This window comes from Kitasatospora sp. NPDC096204, assembly GCF_044763205.1.
GTDB lineage: Bacteria > Actinomycetota > Actinomycetes > Streptomycetales > Streptomycetaceae > Kitasatospora.
Genome location: NZ_JBIWFT010000001.1, coordinates 161,208 through 186,764, shown reverse-complemented (window position 1 = coordinate 186,764; position 25,557 = coordinate 161,208). Strand labels below are relative to the sequence as shown.

General features: G+C 73.1%; 18 protein-coding genes and 1 riboswitch. Of the genes, 8 read left to right on the top strand and 10 right to left on the bottom strand.

What is annotated here, in order from left to right; all coding sequences use genetic code 11:
• Positions 1-46 precede the first annotated feature (46 nt).
• Both ACIQ87_RS00620 and ACIQ87_RS00615 read left to right on the top strand, forming a co-directional pair.
• Positions 47-6,598: an RHS repeat domain-containing protein gene (locus ACIQ87_RS00620; protein ID WP_402399406.1), complete on the top strand. Its 6,552-nt coding sequence runs from the start codon at positions 47-49 to the stop codon at positions 6,596-6,598.
• 2 nt (positions 6,599-6,600) lie between these two features.
• A complete protein-coding gene (locus ACIQ87_RS00615) occupies positions 6,601-7,386 on the top strand; it encodes a hypothetical protein (protein ID WP_402399403.1) in 786 nt (261 codons plus the stop codon).
• A gap of 122 nt (positions 7,387-7,508) precedes the next feature.
• Here ACIQ87_RS00615 and tgmC read toward each other — a convergent pair whose 3' ends face one another.
• Genes tgmC through ACIQ87_RS00595 form a run of 4 tightly spaced genes read right to left on the bottom strand, consistent with a single transcriptional unit; the run spans position 7,509 to position 10,126 of the window.
• A complete protein-coding gene (tgmC, locus tag ACIQ87_RS00610; RefSeq protein ID WP_402399400.1) occupies positions 7,509-8,651 on the bottom strand; it encodes an ATP-grasp peptide maturase system methyltransferase in 1,143 nt (380 codons plus the stop codon).
• Between the two features lie 33 nt (positions 8,652-8,684).
• Positions 8,685-9,071 (bottom strand): ASCH domain-containing protein, encoded by a 387-nt coding sequence (locus tag ACIQ87_RS00605; protein ID WP_402399398.1) that lies wholly within the window; start codon positions 9,069-9,071, stop codon positions 8,685-8,687.
• 10 nt (positions 9,072-9,081) lie between these two features.
• Positions 9,082-9,219, bottom strand: coding sequence for a DUF397 domain-containing protein (locus ACIQ87_RS00600; RefSeq protein ID WP_402399395.1), 138 nt, complete (start codon positions 9,217-9,219; stop codon positions 9,082-9,084).
• A complete protein-coding gene (locus tag ACIQ87_RS00595) occupies positions 9,182-10,126 on the bottom strand; it encodes a Scr1 family TA system antitoxin-like transcriptional regulator (RefSeq protein WP_402399392.1) in 945 nt (314 codons plus the stop codon). The genes ACIQ87_RS00600 and ACIQ87_RS00595 overlap by 38 nt, the downstream gene beginning before the upstream one ends.
• 259 nt (positions 10,127-10,385) lie before the next feature.
• Between ACIQ87_RS00595 and ACIQ87_RS00590 the strand changes: the two genes are divergently transcribed.
• The 3 genes from ACIQ87_RS00590 to ACIQ87_RS00580 all read left to right on the top strand — a co-directional run bounded on the left by ACIQ87_RS00590 (position 10,386) and on the right by ACIQ87_RS00580 (position 13,547).
• Positions 10,386-11,423: a HEAT repeat domain-containing protein gene (locus ACIQ87_RS00590; protein ID WP_402399389.1), complete on the top strand. Its 1,038-nt coding sequence runs from the start codon at positions 10,386-10,388 to the stop codon at positions 11,421-11,423.
• Between the two features lie 102 nt (positions 11,424-11,525).
• Positions 11,526-12,272 carry a phosphotransferase family protein gene (locus ACIQ87_RS00585; RefSeq protein ID WP_402399386.1) on the top strand — a complete coding sequence of 249 codons (747 nt, stop codon included), beginning with the start codon at positions 11,526-11,528 and terminating at the stop codon, positions 12,270-12,272.
• 159 nt (positions 12,273-12,431) lie between these two features.
• Positions 12,432-13,547 (top strand): basic secretory protein-like protein, encoded by a 1,116-nt coding sequence (locus tag ACIQ87_RS00580; protein WP_402399383.1) that lies wholly within the window; start codon positions 12,432-12,434, stop codon positions 13,545-13,547.
• Between the two features lie 195 nt (positions 13,548-13,742).
• Here the strand turns inward: ACIQ87_RS00580 and ACIQ87_RS00575 are convergent, their stop codons facing one another.
• Positions 13,743-15,134 carry an amino acid permease gene (locus ACIQ87_RS00575; protein ID WP_402399380.1) on the bottom strand — a complete coding sequence of 464 codons (1,392 nt, stop codon included), beginning with the start codon at positions 15,132-15,134 and terminating at the stop codon, positions 13,743-13,745.
• Positions 15,135-15,272: 138 nt separating this feature from the next.
• On the opposite strand from ACIQ87_RS00575, the gene ACIQ87_RS00570 reads away from it, so the two are divergent.
• Together ACIQ87_RS00570 and ACIQ87_RS00565 are read left to right on the top strand one after the other, a co-directional pair.
• Positions 15,273-15,725, top strand: coding sequence for an Lrp/AsnC family transcriptional regulator (locus tag ACIQ87_RS00570; RefSeq protein WP_402399377.1), 453 nt, complete (start codon positions 15,273-15,275; stop codon positions 15,723-15,725).
• A gap of 93 nt (positions 15,726-15,818) precedes the next feature.
• Positions 15,819-17,072, top strand: coding sequence for a threonine/serine exporter family protein (locus ACIQ87_RS00565; RefSeq protein ID WP_402399374.1), 1,254 nt, complete (start codon positions 15,819-15,821; stop codon positions 17,070-17,072).
• Between the two features lie 84 nt (positions 17,073-17,156).
• Here ACIQ87_RS00565 and ACIQ87_RS00560 read toward each other — a convergent pair whose 3' ends face one another.
• Together ACIQ87_RS00560 and ACIQ87_RS00555 are read right to left on the bottom strand one after the other, a co-directional pair.
• Positions 17,157-17,870, bottom strand: coding sequence for an IclR family transcriptional regulator (locus tag ACIQ87_RS00560; RefSeq protein WP_402399371.1), 714 nt, complete (start codon positions 17,868-17,870; stop codon positions 17,157-17,159).
• A gap of 200 nt (positions 17,871-18,070) precedes the next feature.
• Positions 18,071-18,213: riboswitch (SAM riboswitch) on the bottom strand.
• A gap of 74 nt (positions 18,214-18,287) precedes the next feature.
• The gene (locus ACIQ87_RS00555) at positions 18,288-19,424 is read right to left on the bottom strand and encodes a hypothetical protein (protein ID WP_402399368.1); all 1,137 of its coding nucleotides are present in this window, start codon (positions 19,422-19,424) and stop codon (positions 18,288-18,290) included.
• A gap of 262 nt (positions 19,425-19,686) precedes the next feature.
• On the opposite strand from ACIQ87_RS00555, the gene ACIQ87_RS00550 reads away from it, so the two are divergent.
• Entirely contained in the window at positions 19,687-22,854 is a 3,168-nt protein-coding gene (locus ACIQ87_RS00550; RefSeq protein ID WP_402399365.1) for an AfsR/SARP family transcriptional regulator, read from the top strand.
• Between the two features lie 34 nt (positions 22,855-22,888).
• Here ACIQ87_RS00550 and ACIQ87_RS00545 read toward each other — a convergent pair whose 3' ends face one another.
• From ACIQ87_RS00545 to ACIQ87_RS00535, 3 genes are all read right to left on the bottom strand, one after another.
• A complete protein-coding gene (locus ACIQ87_RS00545) occupies positions 22,889-23,116 on the bottom strand; it encodes a hypothetical protein (RefSeq protein ID WP_402399362.1) in 228 nt (75 codons plus the stop codon).
• A gap of 245 nt (positions 23,117-23,361) precedes the next feature.
• The gene (gene ddaH, locus ACIQ87_RS00540; protein ID WP_402399360.1) at positions 23,362-24,174 is read right to left on the bottom strand and encodes a dimethylargininase; all 813 of its coding nucleotides are present in this window, start codon (positions 24,172-24,174) and stop codon (positions 23,362-23,364) included.
• Between the two features lie 82 nt (positions 24,175-24,256).
• A complete protein-coding gene (locus ACIQ87_RS00535; protein ID WP_402399358.1) occupies positions 24,257-25,555 on the bottom strand; it encodes an MFS transporter in 1,299 nt (432 codons plus the stop codon).
• Between the last annotated feature and the right edge of the window lie 2 nt (positions 25,556-25,557).

Here is a 25,557-nt window from a genome sequence, read left to right as displayed (position 1 = left end):
GCCCGTGGTCCGTCACACCCGTTTCACCTCAAGGAGTTGTTTCCCCATGAGCAGGAAGAGGTCGGTGCCCCGGCCGACCCGCTCCAGAGTGTCCGCGGTCATCGCGGGCACGCTGGTCGGGTCGCTGCTGCCGGCACTGCCACTGGCCGCCGTCGCGGCGGCCGCGGAACCGTACACCAAGCCCTCGGCGGTCTCCCCGGAGAAGCCGGTCAAGGGCTCGGAGGCGAAGACCAAGGACCGCAAGGCCGACACCACCGTCAGCAAGACCGACGGCAAGCACGGCTCCCTGCCCGCCGCGGGCAGCGCCACCGTCGACGTCCCCGGCGAGAAGGGCAAGGCGGTCAAGGCCGGCAAGCTGCCGGTCGCCGTCTCCTCCGCCGGCGCGGCGGGCAAGGCGAAGGTCGAACTGCTCGGCCAGGACGCCGCCACCAAGGCCGGCATCAACGGCGTCCTGCTGACCGTCACGGGCGCGGACGAGAACAGCGGCCTGGCCGTCGACTACTCGTCCTTCGCCCAGGCGGCGGGCTCCGGCTTCGGCTCCCGGCTGAAGCTGGTCCGCCTGCCCGAGTGCGCGCTGACCACCCCCGACCTGCCCGAGTGCCGGGTGCAGACCCCGCTGCCGGGCGGCAACGACGTGGCGAAGCAGACCGTCGCCGCCGACGCGCTGACGGCGGCCCCGGCCGGGTCCATGCGGCTCGCGTCCGCGCCGGGCGCGATGGTCGTGGCGGCCACGGCCGGAACGGCCGGGCCCAGCGGGGACTACAAGGCGACGCCGCTGTCCCCGGCATCCTCGTGGTCGACGTCCCTGAACAACGGGTCGTTCAACTGGTCGTACGACATGCCGCTGACAGTCATGCCCGGCGGGCTGACCCCGAAGATCGGTCTGTCCTACAACTCCGGTGCGATCGACGGCCGGACGGCCAACAGCAACAACCAGGCCTCCTGGGCGGGCGACGGATTCGAGCTGGCGCCCGGCTTCGTCGAACGCAGCTACAAGGCCTGTGCCGACGACGGCGCGCCCAAGACCGGCACCGCGAGCCCCGGCGACCTCTGCTGGGGGACCGACAACGCCACGATCAGCTTCGCCGGCCACTCCGGTGAGCTGATCCCCGTCTCCGCCGACGAGTGGCGGATCAAGGGAGACGACAACACCAAGGTCACCCGCCTGCGCGACACCGGCCGCGGCAACGGCGACAACGACGGCGAGTACTTCCGCGCCGTCACCGCCGATGGTTCGAGCTACTACTTCGGCTACAACCGCCTGCCGAACTGGTCGGCCGGCAAGCCCGAGACCAAGTCGGTCTACACGGTGCCGGTGTACGGCAACAATGCGGGCGAGCCCTGCAACGGCGCCGACTTCGCGTCCTCCTGGTGCCAGCAGGGCTGGCGGTGGAACCTGGACCTGGTGGTCGACGCCCACGGCAACGACATCACCTACTGGTACACCCCCGAGACCAACAACTACGGCCGCAACCTCAAGGCCACCGACCGCACCCCGTACGTCCGGGGCGGGCGCCTGGAGCACATCGAGTACGGCCAGCAGCAGCAGGACATCCACTCGGCCACCGTCAAGCCGATGGGCCGGGTCGAGTTCGGCACCGCCGAGCGCTGCTTGGAGACCAACACCGCGCTCTGCGACCCGGCGAAGATCGACACCAACCGGCAGTACTGGTACGACACCCCGTGGGACCAGAACTGCAAGGACGGCACCGACTGCACCGGCCAGTCCTCGCCGACCTACTTCACCCGGACCCGCCTGACCTCCGTCACCGCCAAGACGCTCCAGGCGGACGGGAGCTACGCCGCGGTCGACACGTGGACCCTGAACCACAAGTGGGGCACCGCCGACTTCGACTACCAGCTGCTGCTGGACTCCATCCAGCACACCGGCTCCTCCGCCACCCCGGCGATCGCGCTGCCCAAGACCGGCTTCGCCTACAAGCAGATGGCGAACCGGCTCGACAAGGTCGGTGACGGCCGCATGCCGTTCATCAAGCAGCGGCTCGGCACCGTCACCGACGAGCAGGGCGGCCAGATCGACATCAACTACTCCGCCGCGGCCTGCGACTGGAACGCCCTGCCCACACCGCAGAGCAACACCACCCGCTGCTTCCCGCAGATGTACCAGCCGTCCAACGAGACCCCGGTGACCACCGAGTGGTTCAACAAGTACGTCGTCGACGCGGTCATCGCCACCGACCGCACCGGCGGCGCACCCGACATGGTCACCCGCTACACCTACCTCGGCGACGCCGCCTGGCACTTCGACGACGAGGACGGCCTGACCCCGGCCAAGCTCAAGACCTGGTCCCAGTGGCGTGGCTACGCCCACGCCCGGGTGGAGACCGGTGGCGTCACCGGCACGACCACCCAGGCCGACCACTACTACCTGCGCGGCATGGACCAGGACCGCAACAGTCCTACCGACAAGAACAGCAAGCGCGGTGTCACCGTCGACGACGGCCAGGGCACCGTCCTGACCGACGACCAGGCCTGGGCCGGCTTCGAGTACCGCACCGAGCAGTACGACAAGCCCGGCGGCGTGATCCTCTCCAAGTCCGTCAGCACCCCCTGGAAGAAGGAGACCGCCAAGCGCTCCAACGACTGGGGCACCACCACCGCCAACCTCACCGGCGCCCAGGCGAGCAAGACCTTCACCTCGCTCGACAAGGGCGCGGGCGCCGCCTGGCGCGAGACCCGCACCTCGACCTCCTTCGACGGCTACGGCCGTGCGACGCAGACCGAGGACCTGGGCGACGTCGCGGTGGGCACCGATGACACCTGCACCCGCACCACCTACGCCGACAACACCGCCGCCTGGATCCTGACCGGCACCGTCCAGGTCGAGACGGTCGCCGGCAACTGCTCGGCGGCCGTGAACCGCGACACCCAGGCGGACGGCACCTCCGCCGTCCTGTCGGACGTCCGCACCCGCTACGACGGCCAGGCCTACGGCGCCGCCCCCGTCAAGGGTGACCCGACCACCGTGCACGTCCTGAAGTCCCGCTCCGGCAACCAGGCCACCTACCTGGACGGAACGACCCACTACGACGCCTACGGCCGTGCCGACAGCACCACCAAGCTGGCGTCCACCACGGTGTTCGACACCACGGGCGCCACGGCACCCGTGACCACTGCCAGCCCGCTGGCGCAGACCACCACCACCGGCTACACCCCGGCGAACGGCCGGCCGACCAAGGTCACCACGACCGGACCGCCCGTGGTCGCGGGCAACCCCGCCACCGCCATGGTCACCGTCACCGACCTCGACCTGCTGCGCGGCCAGACCGTCGACACCGTCGACGCCAACAACCGCCGCACCGACAGCCAGTACGACGCGCTCGGCCGCACTCTCAAGGTCTGGCTGCCGAACCGCTCCAAGGGCAGCGGCCAGAGCCCGAACCACGAGTTCGGCTACGTCGACAACGACGGCCAGATCCGTGCCGTCTCCACCAAGGCGCTGCTGGCCGACGGCTCCCAGGCCACCGCGTACACGCTGTACGACGGCTTCGGCCGGGTCCGGCAGAGCCAGACCCCGGGGGACAACGGCGGCCGGGTCCTGACCGACGCCTTCTACGACGAGCACGGCCGGTCCGCGCTCGCCTACTCCCCCTACTACGCCACCGGCGCACCCAGCACCACGCTGTTCAAGATCGAGGACGCCACCGGCGTCGAGACCCAGACCGCCAATACCTACGACGGCCTCGGCCGCGTCGTCCAGTCCACCACCCTGGCCGGCAACGGCGTCGGCACGCCGCTCTCCACCACGCTCACCGAGTACGGCGGCGACCGGATCACCGTCACCCCGCCCACCGGCGGCACCCCGGCGACGACCATCACCGACGCCCGCGGCCGGACCACCGAGATCCGCCAGTACCGCGGGGGTTCCCCCACCGGTGACTATGACCGGATCACCTACGCCCACGACGCCGCCGGGCACACCACTCAGCTGACCGACCAGTCCGGGACGCAGTGGAGCTGGACGTACGACCAGCAGGGCCACCAGGTCAAGGCGGTCGACCCGGACTCCGGCACGTCCGTCAAGACCTACGACGACCGCGGCCGGCTGGCCACCAGCCGGGACGGCAACAACCAGACCCTGGCCTACGTCTACGACAACCTCGACCGGCAGACCGAGCTGCACTCCGGGTCCGTCTCGGGCCCGCTGCTCACCTCGCAGACCTGGGACCCGGCCGGCAACAAGGGCCTGATCTCCTCGGCGACGCGGTACTCCACCGTCGGCGGCACCACCTACCCGTACACGACCACGTGGTCGCTGTACGACGCACTCGGCCGTGCTAGCCGGACCACGCTCAGTGTCCCCTCCGTCCCCGGTCAGGAGGCGCTCGCCGGGACCTACATCAGCGGCACCATCTACCGGCTCGACAACAAGCCGCAGAGCACCAGCTACCCGGCGGCCGGCAACCTCGCCGCCGAATCGGTGGCCTACGGCTACGACGCCCTCACCCGGATGACCACGGCCCAGGGTCTGAACAGCTACCTGGCGAACCAGACCTACAGCCTGACCAGCAAGCCGCTGCAGAGCACGCTGTCCGACGGGACGGCGAACAAGCAGCTCTACGTCACCAACGCGTACGAGTGGGGCACCCAGCGCCTCGCCTCCAGCCGCACCGACCAGTACGGCCAGGCGACCCCGCTGCGCGCGGCCGCCTACACCTACGACCAGGTCGGCAACATCACGTCGATCACCGACACCTCGCGCTCCGGCACCGACCGGCAGTGCTTCCAGTACGACTACCTGGCCCGGCTCACCGAGGCGTTCACCCCGAGCGGCACCGGCTGCCCGGCCAAGCCCGACGCCAAGGCGCTCGGCGGCCCGGCGCCGTACTGGACCAGCTGGCAGTTCAACCCCGACAGCACCCGGGATACCCAGACCCGGCACGACATCACCGGAGACCCCGCCAAGGACGTCACCACCAAGTACAACTACCCCGGCGCGACGGCCGCCCAGCCGCACACGCTGAGGAGCACCAGCGGCACCGGCGTCCTCGCCGAGACCGCGGGCTACGACCCGGCGGGCAACACCATCGCCCGCCACCGGGACCTCACCGCCGGGGCCACCAGCGACCAGGCGCTGACCTGGGACGCCGAGGGCAAGCTCGGCAAGGTCGTCGACACCGTCAAGAACGGGCCCGTCACCAGCACGAAGACGACGGAGTACCTCTACGACCCGGCCGGCAGCCGGCTGACCTCGCACGTCCTGGACAGCGCCAACCCGAGCGCCGAGAGCTGGACGCTCTACCTCGGCGCCACCGAGCTGAAGCTGACCAAGGGCGCCGCCAAGCCTGCCGCCACGCGCTACTACTCGCTGGGCTCGGCGGTCGCCGTCCGCACGGACGACAACAAGGTGGCCTTCCAGGTCACCGACCACCACGGCACGTCCGAGCTCAACGTCGACGCCTCCACCGGCACGGCGGCACAGCGGCGGACGACCCCCTACGGCGAGCAGCGCGGCACCGCGCCCACCTCGTGGGCGGGCAGCCGGGGCTTCCTCGGCGGCGTCGACGAGCCGACCGGTGTGGTCCACCTCGGCGCGCGCGACTACGACTCCTCCCTGGGTCGGTTCCTCAGCATCGACCCGGAGTTCAACCCGACCAGCCCCAAGGAGCTGAACGGGTACGCCTACTCGGGCGGCAACCCGATCAGCACCAGCGACCCCGACGGCCGCAAGATGTGCGCCGACGACTGCTCCAGCAACGACATGGCGCTGCACGGCTGGGTCGGCATGAACGGCACCTTCCACGAGCCGACCCGCGGCCCCCAGTGCGTCACCAACTGCGAGACGGACACCGGCAATGACGGTGGCGACGGCGGTGGCGGCGGCGGTGGCGGCGGTGGCGGCGGTGGCGGCGGCGGCACCGGCAAGGGCGGTGGCGGCGGCGGGTCGACCCCCAGCAAGACCACGGCCGGCACCCCCGAGAACCGCAAGCTGTGGTACGAGGCCCGGGTGGCCTGGCTGATGCAGAAGGACAACCCGATCATCGGCGAGTACCTGAACAAGATCCGGGAGATCAACAAGAAGTACTGCCGCCCCTCCGCCAAGGACGGCTGCCAGTTCGCCAACATGGCCCAGGACATCCTCGACAAGAACATGGTCGAGGACGCCGCCGGTCTGATCGACGAGAGCGCCACCCCGTTCGACCCGCTGACCTTCAAGCGCCTGGCCAAGGGCAAGATCTCCCAGGGCGGGTTCAGCGTCGGCGAGTACCGGATCGCGTTCGACCTGGCCCAGGGAGGCCACAAGGTGGTGGCGATCCCGGAGTCAGGGGACAAGACGTCGGACGCCTACGTGGACGGCGTGCCGTCGGAGTTCAAGGCGGCCACCAGCAAGCGGGACGACGTCGTCCAGAGCTCGCTGAGGGCCGTGACCAAGGAGAAGGGGGCCGTCCGGGCCTACGTGACCCTCGCGGACGGCTACGACGCCAAGACGGCCATGGCCAGCCTCAACTCCTTCATGCGCAACAGCACGCCCTACTTCCAGGAGTACCAGATCTGGGCCCGCGGGGACCTGCGGGGCGGCTGGGTGATCTCCGGTAAGGTCGGCAGCGAACCCAAGTGCAGCGGCGGGGGGTGCTGACCGTGTCGGTCAACGCGGGATTCGTCGTCCGACGTCCCGGCGGACCTCCCGTCACCGCGGAGGAGATCGCCTCGGCGCTCGGCCTCCAGGACGGCCCGACGGCGGATTCCTGCTGCCGGACGACGGGCCCGGACGGCTCGCTGTTCAGCCTCCGGCTGACCACCGACCCCGGTGACGTGTCCGGCCCGGCCGTGGGAGCCGTCCGCGACGACTGGTACGTGGAGCGCCCCTACGACTGCCGGCTGAACATCAGCGTCGAGCAGTTGGCGGGCGACGACGTGGTCCCCGCGCTCCGCTCCTGCGGCCGCTGGGCGACCACCCGGCTGCACGCCGCGCTGGAGGGCCTGGAGACCGCCTTCTACGTCGACATCGACGGCAACTACAGCTACCGGGTGGACCTCCCGGGGCTGCCGGAGGCCGTGGTCGACCTGCGGCTGGGGAGCGGGACTCCGCCCGCGGCGCCCGGCTTCTCCCTGGCCGAGGCGGCCAACCGCGCCGCCTCGGGCACCGGACTCGTCTTCAGCGAGGACGAGCCCGGCCGGCACCTCGTGCCGGCCGGGGAGACGGGCGACTCGGTGACCTACACCGTGTCCTACCGGGCGGAGGAACTCCGCTTCGCCGCCGGGGCGCGCTCCGCCGCCGCCCCGGTCGACGCCCGGCAGTTGGGCGAGTTCACCGAGCGCCTGCTCACCGAACTCGCCCGGCACACCGACGGCGCCGACCTGGCCTGCTGGGTGAACGGCCGGCTCTACCGCTACGAGGTGGAGCTGACGCCGCCGCTCGACTGACCGGATGCGCACTGAGGGGCCCCGACCGCTGCCTGCGGTCGGGGCCCTGCGCATATTCTCGCCGGTCAGCGTTCGTCGCCGCGCCTTCGTCGCCGGCCCGGCCACGACGGCCGGTGGTCTGGTCAGATCGGCAGGTTCCAGCCCGGCCCGTCCTCGCTGCCGAGCCACACCCGTTGCCCGGTCGCCGAGACCGTGAGGCCGAACCCCTCCTGGTGCGGCTCACCGGCCCGCTGCCACGCTTCGACGGCACTCTCCACCTGGTCCCAGAGCCGCAGCGGGCCGCGCTGCAGCACGGTCCACCCGCCGTCCGGGTGGGGCGCGGTCCTGGCCTGCGAACCGGTCGCCACGTCCCAGAGGATCTGGTGCCCGCCGGCGCCCATCCGTTCGGCCGAGGGCGCCGCGAGCTGGGCGACCCAACTGCCGGTCCAGGTGCCGATGACCTCCGGGTCGATCCGGGACGGGCGTTCGTCCCCCGGAAGCAGGGAGATGCTCTGGCGCGGTGGTCGGTCGTGCGGACGAGCGATCATGAAACTGGTGTAGCCGGGCATGAAGACCCCCGTTCCCTCGCCAGGAGCCGTCACGACCAGGCGCACCAGTCCGAACCCGAACCCCCAACCGGACAGGGTCACCAGGATGACGCCGCCGGGCTTCACCTGGTGCAGCCAGCAGGGCGGCAGGTACCGGACGGCGCAGGTGGCGATGAGCCGGTCGTACTCGCCCCCGTCCGGGTCCCCGAGCAGCCCGTCACCGATGACCAGCCGGGGCGCGAACCCGGCCGACCCGATCGCGGCGGCCGCGGCGGCGCCGACCACCGGGTCGTACTCGACGCTGGTCAGGTTGGCGTCCCCGAGACAGTGCGCGCCCAGGGCGGTCGAGTAGCCGGTGCCCGTGCCGACCTCCAACACCCGGTGACCGTCCTCGACACCGAGCTGCTGCCACATGCGCAGCACCAGCGAGGGCAGGGTGGACGACGAGGACGGGGTTCCGGTCGCACTGCCCCCGGTCACGTCCTCGGGGTGGATGCGCCCGTCGAGCTGGGTGATCAGCGTCTCGTTCGAGTAGACCTGCTCCAGCCACCCGGGATCGGCCCGCCGCACCGGCCGGTAAGCGGTCGGGCCGCTGCCCGGGACCGGCACGAAGAAGGAGCCGACGAACAACTCCCGGGGCACCGCCAACGCGGCGGCCCGCCACGCCGGGTCGCCCACCGCGTCCTCTCCGGTGAGCCCGTCCACCAGGGCGGCACGGAGCCGAGCCGAGTCGTTCATGGGCCGATCCCCTCCTCGAGTCGGTCGGCGGGGCTACGGGGCGAGCTGCAGGTGGATGGCGAGGACGCCGAGCTGCTCCTTCTCCGGAGGGTAGATCTCCCGGCAGGCGGCGAGGAGTTCGGCCCGGCTCATGCCTTCGGAACCGATGGCTTCGCTGTCCTCGGCGTCGAGCATCGCCTCGAACGTCGGGTACTCGGAGACCTTGACGACCCGGGTGCGGCAGCTGGCGTCGCCGGATCCGAAGACCAGGATCTGCCCGGGCCGGATCCTGCGCATGCTGGGGTAGCCGACGCGGACCTCGATCGTCTTGGTGCCGGAGGCGATCAAGTCGAGGTAGGGGCGGCGGATGTGGATGACGCGGCCCTGGTCCGACACGTGCTGCACCGCTTCCACGCCGAGGTTGGCAGGGACAAGAGGCAACCCGAGGGCGTCAGTTCCCGCTCGGGTACTCGCCCGCCTGGATCGCGGCGATGAAGGAGTCCCAGGCGGCGATGGGGAAGACGAGCGCCGGACCGTGAGGGTCCTTGGAGTCACGCACGGGGACGAGACCGGGAAATCCGGGGGCCACCTCGACGCAGTCGCCGCCGTTCGTACCGCTGTAGCTGCTCTTGCGCCAGCCGGCCGTGTCGAGCTCGTTCCGCATCATCTTTGAACCCTTCCAGCGCCTCGGCCATCAGCACCAGCGAGTCGCCCACTGTGAGCGCGTCGCCACGCAGCCGATCATAGCGCCGTCGGTGTCCTGAGACGATGGACGGTTCGTCGCAGGGGCTACCCCTGTCCAGGCTCTCCGAGTACACCGAATGCCGGCCATCCGGCATCTCCAGAAGGACCATCGAGCTGTTGATGATCGTCGCGCGGGCGGTGAACGGCACCACCTGGATGACGATGTTCCCGCGCTGGGCGAGGTCCAGCAGGTGCTGCATCTGGCGCGCCATCACCTTCGGCCCGCCGACCACCGATCGAATGGCGCTCTCGTCCAGCAGGACGACCAACTGCGGGCCACCATCGGCGAGGAACCGCTCCTGTCGTGCGAGCCTCGCCTCGACTCGCTCCTCAATCGCTTTGGGACCTTCCTCGGTCCCGCCCGCCGCGAACATCGCCCGTGCGTAGTCCCGACACTGAAGCAGCCCGTGCATGTAGTCGGTCTGGAACACCTGGGCTCCGACCGCCTCGGCCTCCGCGTCGGCGTGGGTCTGGAACCAGTCCGGGTGCTCGATCTGCGCGCTCCAGTCGACCCGGTTGTACAGCCGCATCAGCAGCCCACCGGTGTTCAGCAACTCCTCAAGCTGCTCGACTTCCTCGACCGTCGGCTTCCGCCGCCCGCCCTCGGTTCGCGAGACCACCGTTCGATCGAGGTGGAGCAGCTTGCCCAGATCCTCCTGGGTGAGGCCCGCCAACTCCCGGGCATAGCGGATCTCTTCACCGAACATGATCGCGGAACTCGCCGTCGGCTTGCGCTTCTTCCGCTGCGTCATCGCTGCCCCCTGCCGTATGCCACGCGCCCAACACGTGCTTCTGCGCGTCACCGTACCCGCGCATTTCGACCGCCGACCTCGGAACGCGATCTTTTGCGTGCAGAGCGTCACGCGCGCGCCCCCTCTGCACGCCCCTCCATCGCCCACACCTGAACCCCGCCGCGCAGGAAGTCGACCCCGCCGACTTCCCGCGCACTCAGCTGACGGGCCGGGCGGAAACCGCCGTGCGCGGATGGGTGCCGTACGCGAGGCTGCCGGGATGGACACGGGCAATGACATGGTGACGGAGCTGGTCAGACGGGCTCTCGACGCACCTGACCGGCACACGAGCGAGAACCTGCTGCGGCGCGGCGCCGAAGCCGACGCGCACGGCGCGGTGGAGCGCGCGGGCGACCTGCTCCGGTCGCCGCAGCCCCTGGAACGAGCCCTGGGCTGCGATCTGCTGGGGTTCGCGAGTGACGCCCACGAGGACGTCCGGGCCGAGGCCTCCGTCGCCCTGACCGCCCTCGCCGCTCGGGATTCCGACCCCGACGTCCTCTGCTCGCTGGCACGCGCCCTGGAGCAGACCGAGGACCCCCGTGCCGTACCCGCCCTGGTGGCTCTGGCCGAACACGAGGACTCCGAGGTGCGGCAGCGGACGGCCATCGCGCTCGGCGGCTTCACCGACAGGCCGTCCGACGGACCGTCCGACGGGCCACTGGTCCACGCGCTGATCGCCCTCACCCGGGACGCGGACCCTGACGTACGCGACTGGGCGATGTTCTCACTCGGCTTCCGGTCCGGGGCCGACACCCCGGCAGTCCGGGCCGCCCTCTGGGAGCGGACGCGGGACGCCGACCCGGACGCCCGCGCGGAGGGCATCCGTGGCCTGGCGCGGCGGCGTGACCCGCGCGCCGCCGCGCTCCTGTGCGAGCTGCTGGCGGACCCCGACGGCGCCGAGGTGCTCACCTTCCGGGCGGCGGAAATCCTGGGCGCTCCCGAACTGCTGCCGCTCCTCCACGACCACGACCCGCACGACCACGGGGTGGCCGAGGCCATCGCCGCCTGCGATCCGGCGCGCAGGGCCCGGCACGACGAGGCCGCCTGGACACTGGTGCGCACACTGGAGCAGCTGCGGCCCGAACTGGCGCCCGCGGTCTGGGCGACCCGCTGCGAACCCGGCGTGACCCTCGGCCTCGGCAGCGGCCCCGGCGCGCCGGTCTACGACGTCGTGGCGCTCCTCGCCCGGGCGGGCGACGATCCTTTGCGGGCGGCCGAACTGGTGGACGGCGACCACCCGTTGACCATCGGCCGCTGAGCACTCCTGACGAAGGTGCCGGCGGCGGGGCCGGGCCGGCCGGAGTGATCGTGCGGGAAAACCCGGCGACGTCGGCGATCGTCCCCGGGATACTGGTCACCCATGGATGAGGTCGAAGTCGTCGTCGCCCATTCCGAGCGTGCGACTCTGCGGGTCGGCGACGTGTTCCTGAAGGTGGACGCCGACCAGGCGCGCATCGACGTCGAGGTCGAGGCGATGGCCCTGGCGCCGGTCCCGACCCCGGAGGTCCTGTGGCGCAAGCCGCCCGTGCTCGCGCTCGCCGCGGTTCCGGGGACGACGCTCGGGCGCCTCGGTGGGCCGTCGACCGGGTCGCCGGCGGCGTGGGCCGCGGCGGGCGCCGCCATCCGGAGGCTGCACGAGGCGCCGCTGCCGTCCTGGCCGGGACGGGCCGGGCGGAGCATCGCCGCGCTGACGGCGGAACTCGACGACGAGTGCGAGTCGCTCGTGACGGACGGCGTCCTGCCCGCCGACCTGGTCGCCCGCAACCGCCGGGTCGCCGAGGCCGCACTCCGGCCGTGGACCCCGGCGTTCACGCACGGCGACCTGCAGATCGCGCACGTCTTCGTCGACGGCGACGAGGTCACGGGCGTCATCGACTGGTCCGAGGCGGGCCGGGGTGACGCCCTGTACGACCTCGCCACCTTCACGCTCGGACACGAGGAGCACCTCGACGACGTCATCGCGGGCTACGGCACCGGCATCGACCTCGACGTGATCCAGGCGTGGTGGTCGTTGCGCAGCCTGCTGGCGGTCCGCTGGCTGGTCGGGCACGGCTTCGACCCCTTCGCGCCGGGCTGTGAGGTCGACGTGCTGAGGTCCCGGATGTGAGACCGCCCGGGCCCGACTTCCCGTACATCCGGGCCATGGCGAACACCTGCCCGTCAACGCATCCGTCCACGGGCCGTCGACTTCGTGTACACCCCGGCCAGGTGGCATCACCTCGGTCCGGTTCCAAGAGGGGAGCCGGCCCGAGAGGAGAGCCCAGAGATGATCACCCGTCGTACGGCCGCCGCCGTCCTGTCCGCCGCGACCGTCGTGTCCGGGATGGCCTTCGGCGCCGGGACCGCCGGCGCGGCCGAGTCGCTGCCGTCCAGCGGCGCCGCCTACCGCATGTCCGACTACGCGGGCGGTGCCCTCCAGTGGGACAGCCGCGACAACGGCCTCGACGTGGTGGTCCGCGAGTCCGACCAGTCCTCCCCCCGGCAGGCCTGGACGTTCCGGGACGAGGGCGACGGCACCTGGTCGGTCAGGGCGCCCGGCACCGACATCGCGCTCGACCGCGACCGGGGCGGGAACACCGTCGGCGCCGGGAACTACACCGGCGCGGACAACCAGCGGTGGTGGCTGGAGAACACCTCGGCGGGCGGCGGCCGGGCCTGGCTGCTGCACAGCGTCTCGGACAACGGCCTCTGCCTCACCCGCAGCAGGGACCTGAACGCCACGGTGGCCGCTTGCAACCCCGGGGATCCCACGCAGTCCTGGAACCTCGACCGCAGCGGCGCCACCACACCGCCGACCACCGCCCGCCCGACCATCGACCTCGACTACGCGCAGGCCCCGGACCTCGGCCCGTGGCTGGAACAGCAGAGGAAGACCGTCGCGGACTACTACCCGGCGATCTCCGACCTGATCATCAGGGGAGCCTTCAGGGCCCCCGCCCACTTCAAGATCATCATGGATCCGGCGCTGACCGATCACCCCGCGTACGCCTGGACGAACCCCGACACCGGCGTCAAGGAGATCCACGTCAACATCGGCTACACCCGGGACAACAAGGGCGACACCGGCTTCCTGGTCCACGAGGCCGTCCACGTCGCGGTCGCCGACGACCCGACGGACCGCCCGTGGTGGCTGAGCGAGGGCCTCGCGGACTGGGTCCGCGACTACAACTTCCAACCCGGCACCGGCGCCCGGCACTTCGACCCGGACACCAGCTACGACAGCGGCTACCAGGCCACCGCCCGCTTCATCGACCACGTCTCGAAGACCTACGGCAAGCCCGACCTGGCGCACCTGCTGAACACCACCGAGTACAGCGAGCAGCTCTGGGTCCAGCTCACCGGGAAGAGCGCGCAGCAGCTCTGGAACGAGATGCCGAAGTAGCACCCGTCCACCCCTGAACCCGCGCACAGGAAGTCGGCCCCGCCGACTTCCTGTGCGCGGGTGGTGGACCTGCGGGGTCGAACGACGACGCACCCGGGACCGCGGCACCTCCCGTTGCCCGTCGACGACCGACGACTGCGAGATCTTCGGGCCGGGACGACTCGTGCCCGACCGACGCCGGACCTCCGACTCAGGTCACGAGGCGGTTGCCGCGTTCCGCCGCTGGCGCCAGTAGCCGACTGCGCTCAGGGCGGCGACCAGGACGCCGGCCGCGTAGAGCTGGTCGCGGTTGCCGGGGCTGGTGGTCATCAGGGCCAGGAGGGCGGCCACCGCGGCGATGGCCAGCCAGGTCAGGTACGGGTAGGCCCACATGCGTACGGTGAGCAGTTCGGGACTCTCGCGCTCGACGCGGCGGCGCATGCGCAGTTGGGCGATGCCGATGAAGAGCCAGACCACCAGGATGGCCACGCCGGTGGAGTTCAGCAGCCAGAGGAAGATGGTGTCCGGCCAGAAGTAGCCGGCCAGCACGGCGGCGAAGCCGAAGCCGCAGGAGGCCAGCACGCTCAGTCGCGGGACGCCGTCGGTGACCTTGGCCAGCGCACGAGGACCCAGACCGCGGGTGACCAGCGAGTGGACCATCCGGGAGGCGCTGTAGATGTTGGCGTTCATCGCGCTCAGCAGGGCGATCAGCACCACGGCCTTCATGACGAGGGCGGCGCCGGGAACGTTGAGCAGCTGCAGCACCGTGACGTAGGGGCCCAGCTTGACCACGTCGGGGTCGTTCCAGGGCACCAGGGTGACCGCCAGGGCCATCGTGCCGATGTAGAAGATCGCGATCCGCCAGACCGCGGTGCGCACGGCGTTGGCGACGTTGCGGCGCGGGTCGTCGGATTCGGCGGCCGCGATGGTGACGGCCTCCAGGCCGCCGTAGGCGAAGACCGCGGGCAGCAGGCCGGTGATCAGGCCGTTGCCGCCGTGCGGCAGGAAGCCGCCGTGGCCGGTCAGGTTGGCGGTGCCGGGGGCGTGGCCGATGACACCGGTGACGCCCAGCACGCCCAGAGTCAGGAAGGCGACGATCGCGGCGATCTTGACGGCCGCGAACCAGAACTCGAACTCGCCGAAGTTCTTCACGGCGGTCAGGTTGGTGGCGCAGAAGAAGGCCATGAAGATGCCGACCCAGACGAAGGCCGGAACCCCGGTGATCCAGGAGTGCACGAGCGCGCCGGCGGCCGTGGCCTCGACGGCGACAGCGACGCCGACCGTCACCCAGTACATCCAGCCGGTGGTCAGACCCGCCCAGAGGCCGATCTCGCGCTCGGCGTGCACCGAGAAGGAACCGGAGGCCGGGTGCGCGGCGGACATCTCGCCCAGCATCCGCATGACCAGCATCACCAGCAGACCGGCCGCGACGAACGCCAGGATGATGCCGGGGCCGGCTACCGCGATGCCCGCGCCGGAGCCCACGAAGAGGCCGGCGCCGATGACGCCGCCGAGGGCGATCATCGAGAGGTGGCGCCGCTTGAGGCCGTGGCCCAGTTGCGGGGCGCCCGGGGCCTCGGGGGCTCTCGGCGCTGTGGTGGTGCTCATCGGGGATCCATTCGTATGACGGACGACTCGTGCGGACATGCGCCCCTGGTTTCCTGATAGGGAAGGCTAGGCGGGTTCGCCCAGAAGGTGCTTCCAATCTTTTCCCGATGGTCGCCACGGAGTGGAAGAACCTTCTCCGTGGATGACATAGACCGAAAAATTCTTGCCGAACTGCAGCGCGACGGGCGACTGACCCTCACCGAGCTCGCCGAGCGGGTCCGCCTGAGCGTGTCCCCCTGCCACCGCCGACTGCGGGCCCTGGAACGCTCGGGCGCGATCGCCGGCTACCACGCCCGGCTCGACGCCGCCGTCCTCGGCCTGACCTTCGAGTCCCTGGTCTTCGTCACCATGCGCTACGAGGACCGCGAGACCGTCGCGGCCTTCGAGCAGGCCGTGGCCGACATCCCCAACGTCCTGCAGGCCCAGAGGCTGTTCGGCGACCCCGACTACCTCCTGCGCGTCGTCGCCCACGATCTGGCGGCCTATCGGCAGCTCTACGACGAACGCCTGGCCACCCTGCCCGGCGTCCAGCGCCTCAGTTCCACCATCGTCATGGCGAACGTCGTCGAAGCCCGGCCCCTGCCCCTGTGACGTGCCGAGAAAACCCGACGGAGGCCCGGGCCGGGAGGGGTGAGGACCGGGGCAGAGTCGGGCCGAATCGGGCAGGGTGGGACGATACCTGCCATGTCTAGCAAGTCTCCATCGGTCCGGGTCGTCGACGCCCCGCCCGAACCGCTCCGCCGTCTGCTCCTCGACCTGGGCGAGGCCCTGCTCGGCGGTGGCCTGCCCGTCCATGACGTCGAGGAGGAACTCCACTGGCTGGGACGGGCGTTGGGGGCTCCGGAGGTGCGGGTCGCCGCGCTGACCAACGGGCTGTTCGTCTCGCTGGACGCGGACGGGGCCACCAGGTTCCAGCCGGTCGGCGGCGCGCTGCGGTTCGAGCAGACGGCCGACGTCCTCCACCTGGTGCACCGGCTGCGGGCGGGCGAGCTCGACGGGCCCCGGGCGCTGGCCGAACTGGACCGGATCCGGCGGGCACCGGCCCGCTGGCCCGCGTGGGTGGCGGATCTCGGGGCGCTGCCGGTCGGCGTGGGGGTCTGCCTCTTCCTCCAGCCGGCGGCGGCGAACGTGCTGGCGGCCGGGCTCGGCTCGCTGATCGTGGTGGGGCTGACCGTGCTCGCCCGACGGCTGCCGTACCTGCGGCCGCTGCTGCCCGTCACGGCCGGCTTCCTGGTCGCCCTGCTGGTCCTGGCACTCGCGCGGGCCTCGCTGCTGGACGGCCCGCTGCGGACGATCGTGGCCACCCTGGCGATCCTGCTGCCGGGCGGGCTGCTGGTCACCGGGTTGTCCGAGATCGCCGCGGGCGCGGCCAGCGCGGGCACCGCCCGGCTGGTGTCCGGCGCGGTCCAGCTGGCGCTGTTCCTCGCCGGGGTGGCCGCGGCCGCGACGGCGATCGGCATGCCGGCCACCGCGCTGGCCAACGTCCAGGTCGCCAAGCCCACCTGGTGGGTGATCGCGCTGGGGCTGGCGATCGCGGTGGCCGGAGTGGTGGTCAACGTCCACACGCCGCCCTCGGCCATCCCGTGGATCGTCGCCGTGATCGCGGTCAGCGTCACCGCCCAGGTGGCGGTGGGGTCGGTGCACGGCGCGGCGATAGGCGGCCTGGCCGGGGCGGTCGCCGCCGCGGTCGCGGCCACCCTGGTGCACTGGCTGCCGGGCGGTCCGCTCTGGCAGGTGCTCTACCTCCCCGCGTTCTGGATCGTGGTGCCGGGCTCCTTCGGTCTGTTGAACACCGCGCAGATAGAGGTCGGGAACGGGGCCCAGTCGGTCCTGGCGGCCGTCTCGGCGGTCTTCGGGGTGTCGATCGGCACGCTGATCGGCGCGGTGATCAGCCGGATCCCCCGGCCCTCCCGCGCCGTGCTGCTGTCCCGGGCCTGAACCCGGGGCGGCGGCACCCCGGCCGGGATGGGGCGGCGGCACCCCGGCCGGGATGGGGGACCCTGGTCCGGGTCCCCCATCCCGTCAGGCGTGGCGCAGGGCCTCGGTGAGGCGGCGGCCCGCCTCGACGACGGCCTGGGAGAGCTGGGCGCCGGGGTGGCGGGTGAGCCGTTCGATCGGTCCTGAGACCGAGACGGCGGCCACCACCCGGTTGGACTGGCCGCGGACGGGCGCGGAGACGGAGGCGACCCCGAGTTCGCGCTCGCCGACGGACTGCGCCCAGCCCCGGCGCCGTACGCCGCTCAGGGCGGTGGCGGTGAAACGGGCGCCCTGCAGCCCGCGGTGGAGGCGCTCGGGCTCCTCCCAGGCGAGCAGGACCTGGGCGGCGGAGCCGACCTTCATGGGGAGGGTGATGCCCACCGGGACGGTGTCCCGCAGGCCGGTGAGGCGCTCGGCGGCGGCCACGCAGATCCGCACCTCGCCCTGCCGTCGGTAGAGCTGGGCGCTCTCGCCGGTGAGGTCCCGCAGCTGGGTCAGGACCGAGCCGGCCGCGGCCAGCAAACGGTCCTCGCCGGCGGCCGAGGCGAGCTCGCCGACCCGGGGGCCGAGCATGAACCGGCCGTTCACGTCCCGGCTGACCAGGCGGTGGTGTTCGAGTGCGACGGCCAGCCGGTGGGCGGTGGGGCGGGCCATGCCGGTGGCCGCGACGAGGCCGCCGAGGGTGGCGGGGCCCGCCTCCAGGATCCCGAGGATCGAGGTGACCTTGTCGAGCACGCCGACGCCGCTCGTGTTCTCCATGGGTGGGGGTACTCCAGTCTCAAGGCCCGGGAGCAGCGGGTCGGCGCTGCTCCCGGCGGCTCCTCGCGGGGAGCCGGGGGTGGTCAGCGAGGACGGGCCGCGGAAGTCGGCCGATTGCCTGCGCCGGGCACGAGACGGGTACGCGAAAGCGCCGGGGCGGGAAGCGCCCGGGCGAAGGACAGCACAGAGAGCACCGTGTCTCCTCATCTTTCCCGCGCCACATTGGCGACAGGCCGGAGTTGGCACTGATCCCGGACGGCACGGCGCGTACTTCGGACGCCGGGTCGAACGGGGAGTTGCCGGGGCTTCGTAGGGCCGGTCCCTCCACCCCTCTGGATGATTCGCGAAGAACGATACAAGACTCTCCGGGCCCGCTGCCAAGCCCCCCCACCGTCGACGGCGGGCCGGTGCGCCCGCTCAGCGGTGGCGCGGCTCCGACAGGCCGGTGCACGGGGCCGGGTCCGGGCCGCCGGGGGCGGTGGTGTCCCAGGCCCGCAGCGCGGCCAGGGCGGCGGCGCGTTCGGGCGCCGTCGGCCGGGTGCCCTCGGCGCCGAGCAGGTAGTCGGCGACCGGGGTGAGCAGCAGGGTGGCGCCGCCGGCCGGGAGCAGCAGGGCCTCGTCCCACTGGTGCCGGATGACGGTGCGGCGCAGCAGGGTGCCGTGGCGCAACAGCGTCCCCTGGCGCGGCCGGTGGGCGCGGGCGAGGGTCCGGCGGCGGCGGAGTTCGGGGGCGACCTCGGCCTCCAGGACGGTGCGCACGTCCCGCAGGGAGCCGAGCGGCACGTGCTCGGCGGCGAGGTCGAGCAGGGCGGCGGCCTCCGGGGCGAGCCGGTAGGCGGCGAGGACCGCGGCGGTCTCGGCGGGGTCGAAGGGCTGTCCGGCGAGCTGGGCCACGTCGATCACGTCGCCGGCCAGGAAGGTGCGCGCGAGCCCCTCCTCGGCGAGGGCGATCAGGCATTCCACGTGTTCGTCGGCGGCCAGGTAGGGGCGGACGGGGACGGTGGCGAGGTCGCCGGTGAGGGCGGCGGTGGCGACCCGTACCTGGTACCAGGGGTCGAGCAGCGGGTCCTCGGCCGGCCAGCGCAGGGTGACGGCGGTGTGCCGGGGCCGCTCGCCGAGCAGGGTGATCTCGACGGACTCCACCGGGTGGTCGGTGACCAGCCGGTTGACGGCCTGCCAGAGCGTCGCCTCGGTGGGGCTGACGAGGCTGAGTCCGCCCAGCGGCCGGGGCAGGTCCGGCGGGTAGTAGCCGGCCAGGGGGAGGTCCCGGATCGGGCGGACGCCGGTGGCGTCGGCGAGGTCGCGGGCGACCCGGGCGTAACACTCGGCCCGGTCGCGGGCGCGCTGCAGCTCGGCCCGGGCGTGCCCGCCCATCCGCACGCCCTCGCGGGAGAGCGCGGCGAGCACCAGGTACGGCAGGTGGCGGTCGGCGCGGGCGCGGTGGAGCAGTTCGGCCGGCCCGGCGGCCGGGTCGACGTCGAGCAGCCGGTGGAGCAGGTCGCTGGTCAGCGGGTCGGTGTCGAGCGGGCCGGTGCGCAGCAGGTCGGTGTTCATGGGCGTCCGCCTCCGAGAGCCGTGGGGGGCGCCCGGGCGGCGGGCCGGGCGGCCGGGGACGTGGCGGGTCCGACGGCCGGGGCCGGGCCGGCGGCGGGTGCCACACCACCGATTGTGGTGACGGCCGATCAACACCGGATCACCACCGGGTCGACGATCTCTCGACATCACGCCGGGTGCCGTGGGTTGATAGGGGCTCATCAAATCGGGGGGCGGCACGTGCGCGGGCGGGGGCGAGCACATGAGGCGGGCAGGTGCAGTCATGGATGAATTCCGGTTCTCGGTGCTGGGACTGATGAGAGCGCAGCGCGGCGCGACCGCGCTGAAGGTGGGCAGCCCCCAGCAGCAGGCGATGCTGGCGGTGCTGCTGCTCCGGCCCGGGCACGGCGCGAGCGCCACCGACCTGATCGACGCCCTGTGGGGCGAGGAGCCGCCGGGCACCGCGATGACGACGGTGCGCACCTACGCCTGGCGGTGGCGCAAGGTCCTGCACGGCGAGGAGCCGGACGCACCGACGGTGCTGACCTCGGTCGGGGACGGCTACCGGCTGGTGCTGCCCAAGCACGCGGTGGACGCGGCGCAGGCGGAGGAGCTGGCGGGGCAGGCCGAGCGGACGGCGGCGGCCGGGGAGCCGCAGCAGGCGCGCGACCTGCTGAACCAGGCGCTGGAGCTGTGGCAGGGCGAGCCGCTGGCGGGCATCCCGGGACCGTTCGCGCAGCGCCAGCGCCAGCGGCTGCAGGAGCTCCGGCTGACCCTGCTGGAGGAGCGGATCGCGCTGGACCTGGCGCTGGGCCGCTACTCCCGGTGCATTCCGGAGCTGACCTCGCTGACCACCGAGCACCCGCTGCACGAGCGGGCGTACGGGCTGCTGATGCGGGCGCTGTACCAGGCCGGGCGACAGGCGGACGCGCTGGCGGTGTTCCGGGGCGCGCGTCAGCTGTTCCTGGCCGAACTGGGCGTGGCGCCGGGAGCGGAGCTGGACCTGCTGCACCAGCGGATCCTGGAGGGCGACCCGACGCTCGCCGCCCCGGCGCCGTCCGTCGCGCCGCAGTCGGCCCCGCCCGTCTCCGTGGTGCAGGCCCCGGCCCTGCCCGGCGCCGTCCCGCCCGGCTCCGGACCGGCGGAGCCCGGCGCGCCCGGGGCCGAGTCGCCAGACCCGCGCGCCCAGGCCCAGGCGGCGTCGGACGCACCCGCCGCCCCGACCGGGACCGGCTCCCCCAGACCGGCCCAACTTCCGCCCGACGCCGCGGACTTCACCGGGCGCACGGCGCTGGTCGAGCGGCTGGGCGGGGCCCTCGGCGCACCGGGCCAGCAGGCGCTGGCGATCGCGACCGTGGTCGGCATGGGCGGGGTCGGCAAGACCGCACTGGCCCTGCACGTCGCCCACCGGGTCCGCGAGGCCTACCCGGACGGGCAGCTCTACGCGGACCTGCGGGGCGCCGACGCCACCCCGGCCGATCCGGAGGCCGTGCTCTGCGGCTTCCTGGTGGCGCTCGGTGTGTCGGCCGACGCGGTGCCGGACGGCCTGGACGCCCGCTCGGCGCTGTTCCGCTCGGTGGTGGACGGCCGGCGGCTGCTCCTGGTGCTCGACAACGTCCACGACACCGCGCAGATCAGACCCCTGCTGCCGGGCGCGGTCGGCTGCGCGGTGCTCACCACCAGCCGCACCCGGCTGTCCGGCCTGCCCGCGACCGTCCAGGCCGACCTCGGCGTCTTCGAGCCCGAGGAGGCGCTCGAACTGCTGGGCCGCACCATCGGCGCCGAGCGGCTGGCCGCCGAGGCGGAGGCCGCCCGGGAACTGCTGCTGATGTGCGGGCACCTCCCGCTCGCGGTGCGGATCGTGGCGGCCCGGCTGGCCGCCCGGCCGAGCTGGACCGTGCAGACGCTGGGCCGCCGGCTGGCGGTCGAACGCCGCCGGATCGACGAGCTGCGCATCGGCGACCTGGAGGTCGCGGCCGCCTTCGAGCTGAGCTACCGCCAGTTGACGCCCGCCCAGGCCAGGGCGTTCCGGCTGGCCGCCTCGGTGGACGGCCCCGACCTCGGGCTGCAGGCCGCGGCCGCCCTGCTGGACCTGGACGAGTACGACGCCGAGGACCTGCTGGAGGCCCTGGTGGACGTGGCGATGATGGAGTCCCCGTTCCCCGGCCGCTACCGCTTCCACGACCTGCTGCGCGCGTTCGCCCGGCGCCGCCCGGACGATCCCGGCGCGGCCGTGGCGGCCCGCGACCGGATGCTGGACCACCTGCTGGCCACCGCGTGCACGGCCTTCCAGCACGCCGTCCCCGGGGACCCGGCGGCCGGGGCACTCGGGCCGGCCCGCGGTGCGGGCGTCCCGCTGGACGGCCCGGACGGGGCGCGGGCCTGGGCCGAGGCGGAGGGCTCGGGGGCGATCGCGCTGGCCGCGCAGGTGGCGGGCTGGACGATGACGAACGACGACACCGACGGCACCGACGGTTCGGACCCCGACCCGCTGGGCGCCGCGATCGACCTGCTGATCGCGCTCACGCCGTTCCTCCTCGCCCCTCCCAGCCGCCAACTGGCCACCACCGCCGAGGCCCTGGCCGCCGCAGCGGCCCATCGCGCCGACCACCGGGCAGCTGGCCGGGCGCACTTCCTCCGCGGCAACGTGGCCCTGGCCACCACCCGGCTGGAGGAGGCGGAGGCCGCCTCCCGGCTGGCGGTGGCCGCCTCCCGCGAGGCGGGCGACACGGTGATCCTGCGCCAGGCGCTCAACGACCTCGGTCTGGTCTGCCAGTTCCTCAGCCGCTACGACGAGGCCGTCGGGCACTACGACGAGGCGCTGCTGCTGGCGCGTGAACTCGGCCACCGCTCCGGGGCGCTGGTGACGACGGTGAACGCCGCGCTGGCGCGGGTGCGCAGCGGGCGGGCCGCCGAGGCGGTGCAGATCTGCCACGAGGCGCTGGCCGAGCTGCGGACCCGCGACGACGATCCGGGCCGGGCGTACACGCTGTACGTGCTGGGGCTGGCGCTGCACGGGCTGGGGCGGCACGAGGAGGCGGTCACCTGGTTCGGCGAGTGCCTGGCGGTGGCCTCGGCGGCCGGTCTGCGGGCCCGGGCCGGGCACGCCCGCTACCGGATGGCGGACAGTCTGCGCTCGCTGGGCCGGACGGCCGAGGCGCTGGAGCACGCCGGGCGGGCGCTGGAGCTGTGCGAGGAGCTGGGCGCCGAGCGGGACCAGGGCCACGCGCTGGTGGTGCTGGGGCGGACGCTGGCCGACCTCGGGCGGGAGGCCGAGGCGGACGTCCGGCTGCGGGAGGCGCACCGGATCTTCGTGCGGCTGGGGCTGCCGGAGGCGCGGGAGGTGGCGGGGCTGCTGCCCCGGGGGGAGGGTTCGGCCGGGTCGGCCGCGTCGGCCGGGTCGTTGCCGGGTGGGCGGCGGGCCGCCGACCGGCTGTCCTCGGGCTGCTGAGGAATCGATTCTGCGGCCGGTCTTCTCACTGTGCTCAGGAGCCGGTGCTGTTCCAGTCGCCGGTGCTGCCGTGCCCGGTGCTGGTGGGGGTCGGGGTCGGGGTGGGCGTCGCGTCGCCGCTCACCACCGCCGCCGTCCCGCTGCCCACCGTCTCCGCCACGGCCGCCGTCGCGGAGAGGCCGGCGCCCAGGGCGAGGGCCACTCCGAGGCCGACCGTGAACAGCCGGAGGCGGGTGCGGGTGGTGGCCGGACGCTGCGTCATCTCTGCTGCTCCCTTGGCTCGCTTCCCTGGTGGGAAGGGGTTCCGTCGTGGTGTGGCACCAGTCTGGCCGGGAGCGTTCAACGGCCGATCTACAGCCGAGCACCGGTGATCACCAGGCGTCGCCAGGGATCGCCAGGGATCACCGGTGCCCGGCGGGCCGGCCCGATCGGGCGGCTCGGCGTGGGCGGCGCGGCGCGGGCGGCGCGGCGCGGGCGGCGCGGCGCGGGCGGCGCGGCGCGGGAGGCTCAGGCCGCCGGACGGATCTCCAGGGTGCAGCACTTCACGCTGCCGCCGCCCTTGAGCAGCTCGCTGAGGTCCATCCCGATCGGCCGGAAGCCGCGTTCCCGCAGCCGCGCCGCCAGGCCGACGGCCGCCTCCGGCAACACCACGTGCAGGCCGTCGCTCACCGCGTTGAGGCCGAACACCTCGGCGTCGGCCCCGTCCACCAGCAGGGCGTCCGGGAACAGCCGGCGCAGGACGGCGCGGCTGCCGGCCGAGAAGGCCTCCGGGTTGTACATGATCTCGTCGCCGTCGAGCACCGCGAGTGCGGTGTCCAGGTGGTAGTAGCGCGGGTCGACCAGCTCCAGGCCGACCACCGGCCGGCCGAAGAACTCCTGGGCCTCCGCGTGCCCGTCGGCCACACTGCGGAAGCCCCGCCCGGCCAGCACGTAACCGGCGGTCAGCAGCAGGTCCCCCTCCCCCTCGTTGACGTGCTCCGGGTCGCGGGTCTCGAAGCCCCGGGCGCGGAACCACTCCAGGTACGCCGGGCCCTCGGCGGCCCGCTCGGCGTTGCGGAAGCGCGCGCCGAGCACCCTGCCGTCCACAACGGTGGCGCCGTTGGCCGCGTACACCATGTCGGGCAGGCCGGGCAGCGGATCGATCAGGTCGACCCGGTGGCCGAGTTCGCCGTACAGGGAGTACAGCCGCTCCCACTGGGCGACGGCGAGGTCGGTGTCCACCGGCTTGGCCGGGTCCATCCACGGGTTGATCGCGTAGCTGACCTCGAAGTGGGTCGGACGGCACATCAGGTAGTGGCGCGGACGGGCGGTGCGGGTCATGGGGTCCTCCGGGTGAGGGCGGGGCGGGAGGTGGGGCGGCGCGGTCAGGCAGGGCGTCAGGCGGGGCGGTCAGGCGGGGCGGTCAGGCGGCGGGGGCCGAAGGCCGGGTCGGGAAGTCGCGCAGGCCGCGCAGCGGGCTGGCCAGCAGCACCCCGCCGGCCGAGAGCAGCACGCCCGCCATCAGCCAGATGGTGCCGCGCGCGCCGATCGTCTCGCCGAGCCAGCCGCCGAGCAGGGCGCCCACCGGGATCGCGCTGTAGTTGAGGGTCGCGGAGCTGGCCCGGATCCGGCCGATCAGCTCGGGCGGGCAGTAGGCCTGGGAGAAGCTGCCGGCCAGGACGTTGCCCGCCACCACGCCGCAGACCGCGACGGCCCAGGCGAGCGCGCTGACCACGAGCGGCAGCCGCTCCCCCGCCAGCGGCAGCAGCAGGATGAAGGGCGCGACCACCAGCTCGCAGACCAGCAGCCCGCGCGCGGTGCCCAGCCTGCGGGCGATCCGCCCGGCCAGCATCGCGCCGGCCAGCCCGCCGACGCTCACCAGGGCGAACACCGCGCCGACCGCGCCCGGTTCGATCCCCACGCTGCGCACCAGGAAGACCGTCTGCACCGCCTGGATGCCGTTCAGCCCCAGGTTGCCGACCGCCGCGAAGCAGGCGAACGTGCGCAGGTACGGGTCACGCAGCAGGAACCGGACGCCCTCACCGATCTCGCGCGGGATGCCGCGCCGCTCGGACACCGGCGGGGGGCGCTCCTCCGTCCTGATCCGCCGCAGGAAGACCGCCGACACCAGGTAGCTGAGCGAGTCGGCGAGCATCCCGCTGGCGGCGCCGAGGGCCTGGGCGAGCAGACCGGCCACGCCCGGGCCGGCGATCTCCGCCGCCGAGGCCCCGGAGCGCAGCTTGACGTTGGCCTCCAGCAGGTCGGCCTTCGCCACCAGGGTGGGCAGCACCGCCCCGTAGGCGGTGGAGAAGAACACCTTCACCGCCCCGGTCAGCAGCGCCACCACCACCAGCTGGGCGAGCGAGAGCGCCCCCAGCCAGGCGGCCACCGGGACGCTGCCGAAGAGGACGAGCAGCAGCAGGTCGCAGACCAGCATCACCCGCAGCCGGGGCCAGCGGTCCACCCAGGCGCCGGCCGGCAGGCCGAGGAACAGCCAGGGCAGCCAGGCGGCGGCGTTGACCACGCCCACCGCGAGCGGGCCGGCGCCCAGGGTGACCACGGCCACCAGGGACAGCGCCACGCTGCCGACGGCCGTACCGAGGGTGCTGGTGGTCTCACCTATCCAGAGCCGGCGGAAGTCTCCGTGGGCCCACAGGCCCCAGCGGCCGCGCGGGCCGTCCGGCGGGGCGGCCGGGGACTCGATCGGGATGGTGGTGGTCATCG

Bases quoted from the DNA above. Each gene is read 5' to 3' on its own strand.
- ACIQ87_RS00620 (WP_402399406.1), top strand. From the start codon at position 47: ATGAGCAGGAAGAGGTCGGTGCCCCGGCCGACCCGCTCCAGAGTGTCC.
- tgmC (WP_402399400.1), bottom strand. From the start codon at position 8,651: ATGAACGACTCGGCTCGGCTCCGTGCCGCCCTGGTGGACGGGCTCACC.
- ACIQ87_RS00595 (WP_402399392.1), bottom strand. From the start codon at position 10,126: ATGACGCAGCGGAAGAAGCGCAAGCCGACGGCGAGTTCCGCGATCATG.
- ACIQ87_RS00590 (WP_402399389.1), top strand. From the start codon at position 10,386: ATGGACACGGGCAATGACATGGTGACGGAGCTGGTCAGACGGGCTCTC.
- ACIQ87_RS00585 (WP_402399386.1), top strand. From the start codon at position 11,526: ATGGATGAGGTCGAAGTCGTCGTCGCCCATTCCGAGCGTGCGACTCTG.
- ACIQ87_RS00580 (WP_402399383.1), top strand. From the start codon at position 12,432: ATGATCACCCGTCGTACGGCCGCCGCCGTCCTGTCCGCCGCGACCGTC.
- ACIQ87_RS00575 (WP_402399380.1), bottom strand. From the start codon at position 15,134: ATGAGCACCACCACAGCGCCGAGAGCCCCCGAGGCCCCGGGCGCCCCG.
- ACIQ87_RS00565 (WP_402399374.1), top strand. From the start codon at position 15,819: ATGTCTAGCAAGTCTCCATCGGTCCGGGTCGTCGACGCCCCGCCCGAA.
- ACIQ87_RS00560 (WP_402399371.1), bottom strand. From the start codon at position 17,870: ATGGAGAACACGAGCGGCGTCGGCGTGCTCGACAAGGTCACCTCGATC.
- ACIQ87_RS00555 (WP_402399368.1), bottom strand. From the start codon at position 19,424: ATGAACACCGACCTGCTGCGCACCGGCCCGCTCGACACCGACCCGCTG.
- ACIQ87_RS00550 (WP_402399365.1), top strand. From the start codon at position 19,687: ATGGATGAATTCCGGTTCTCGGTGCTGGGACTGATGAGAGCGCAGCGC.
- ACIQ87_RS00545 (WP_402399362.1), bottom strand. From the start codon at position 23,116: ATGACGCAGCGTCCGGCCACCACCCGCACCCGCCTCCGGCTGTTCACG.
- ddaH (WP_402399360.1), bottom strand. From the start codon at position 24,174: ATGACCCGCACCGCCCGTCCGCGCCACTACCTGATGTGCCGTCCGACC.
- ACIQ87_RS00535 (WP_402399358.1), bottom strand. From the start codon at position 25,555: ATGACCACCACCATCCCGATCGAGTCCCCGGCCGCCCCGCCGGACGGC.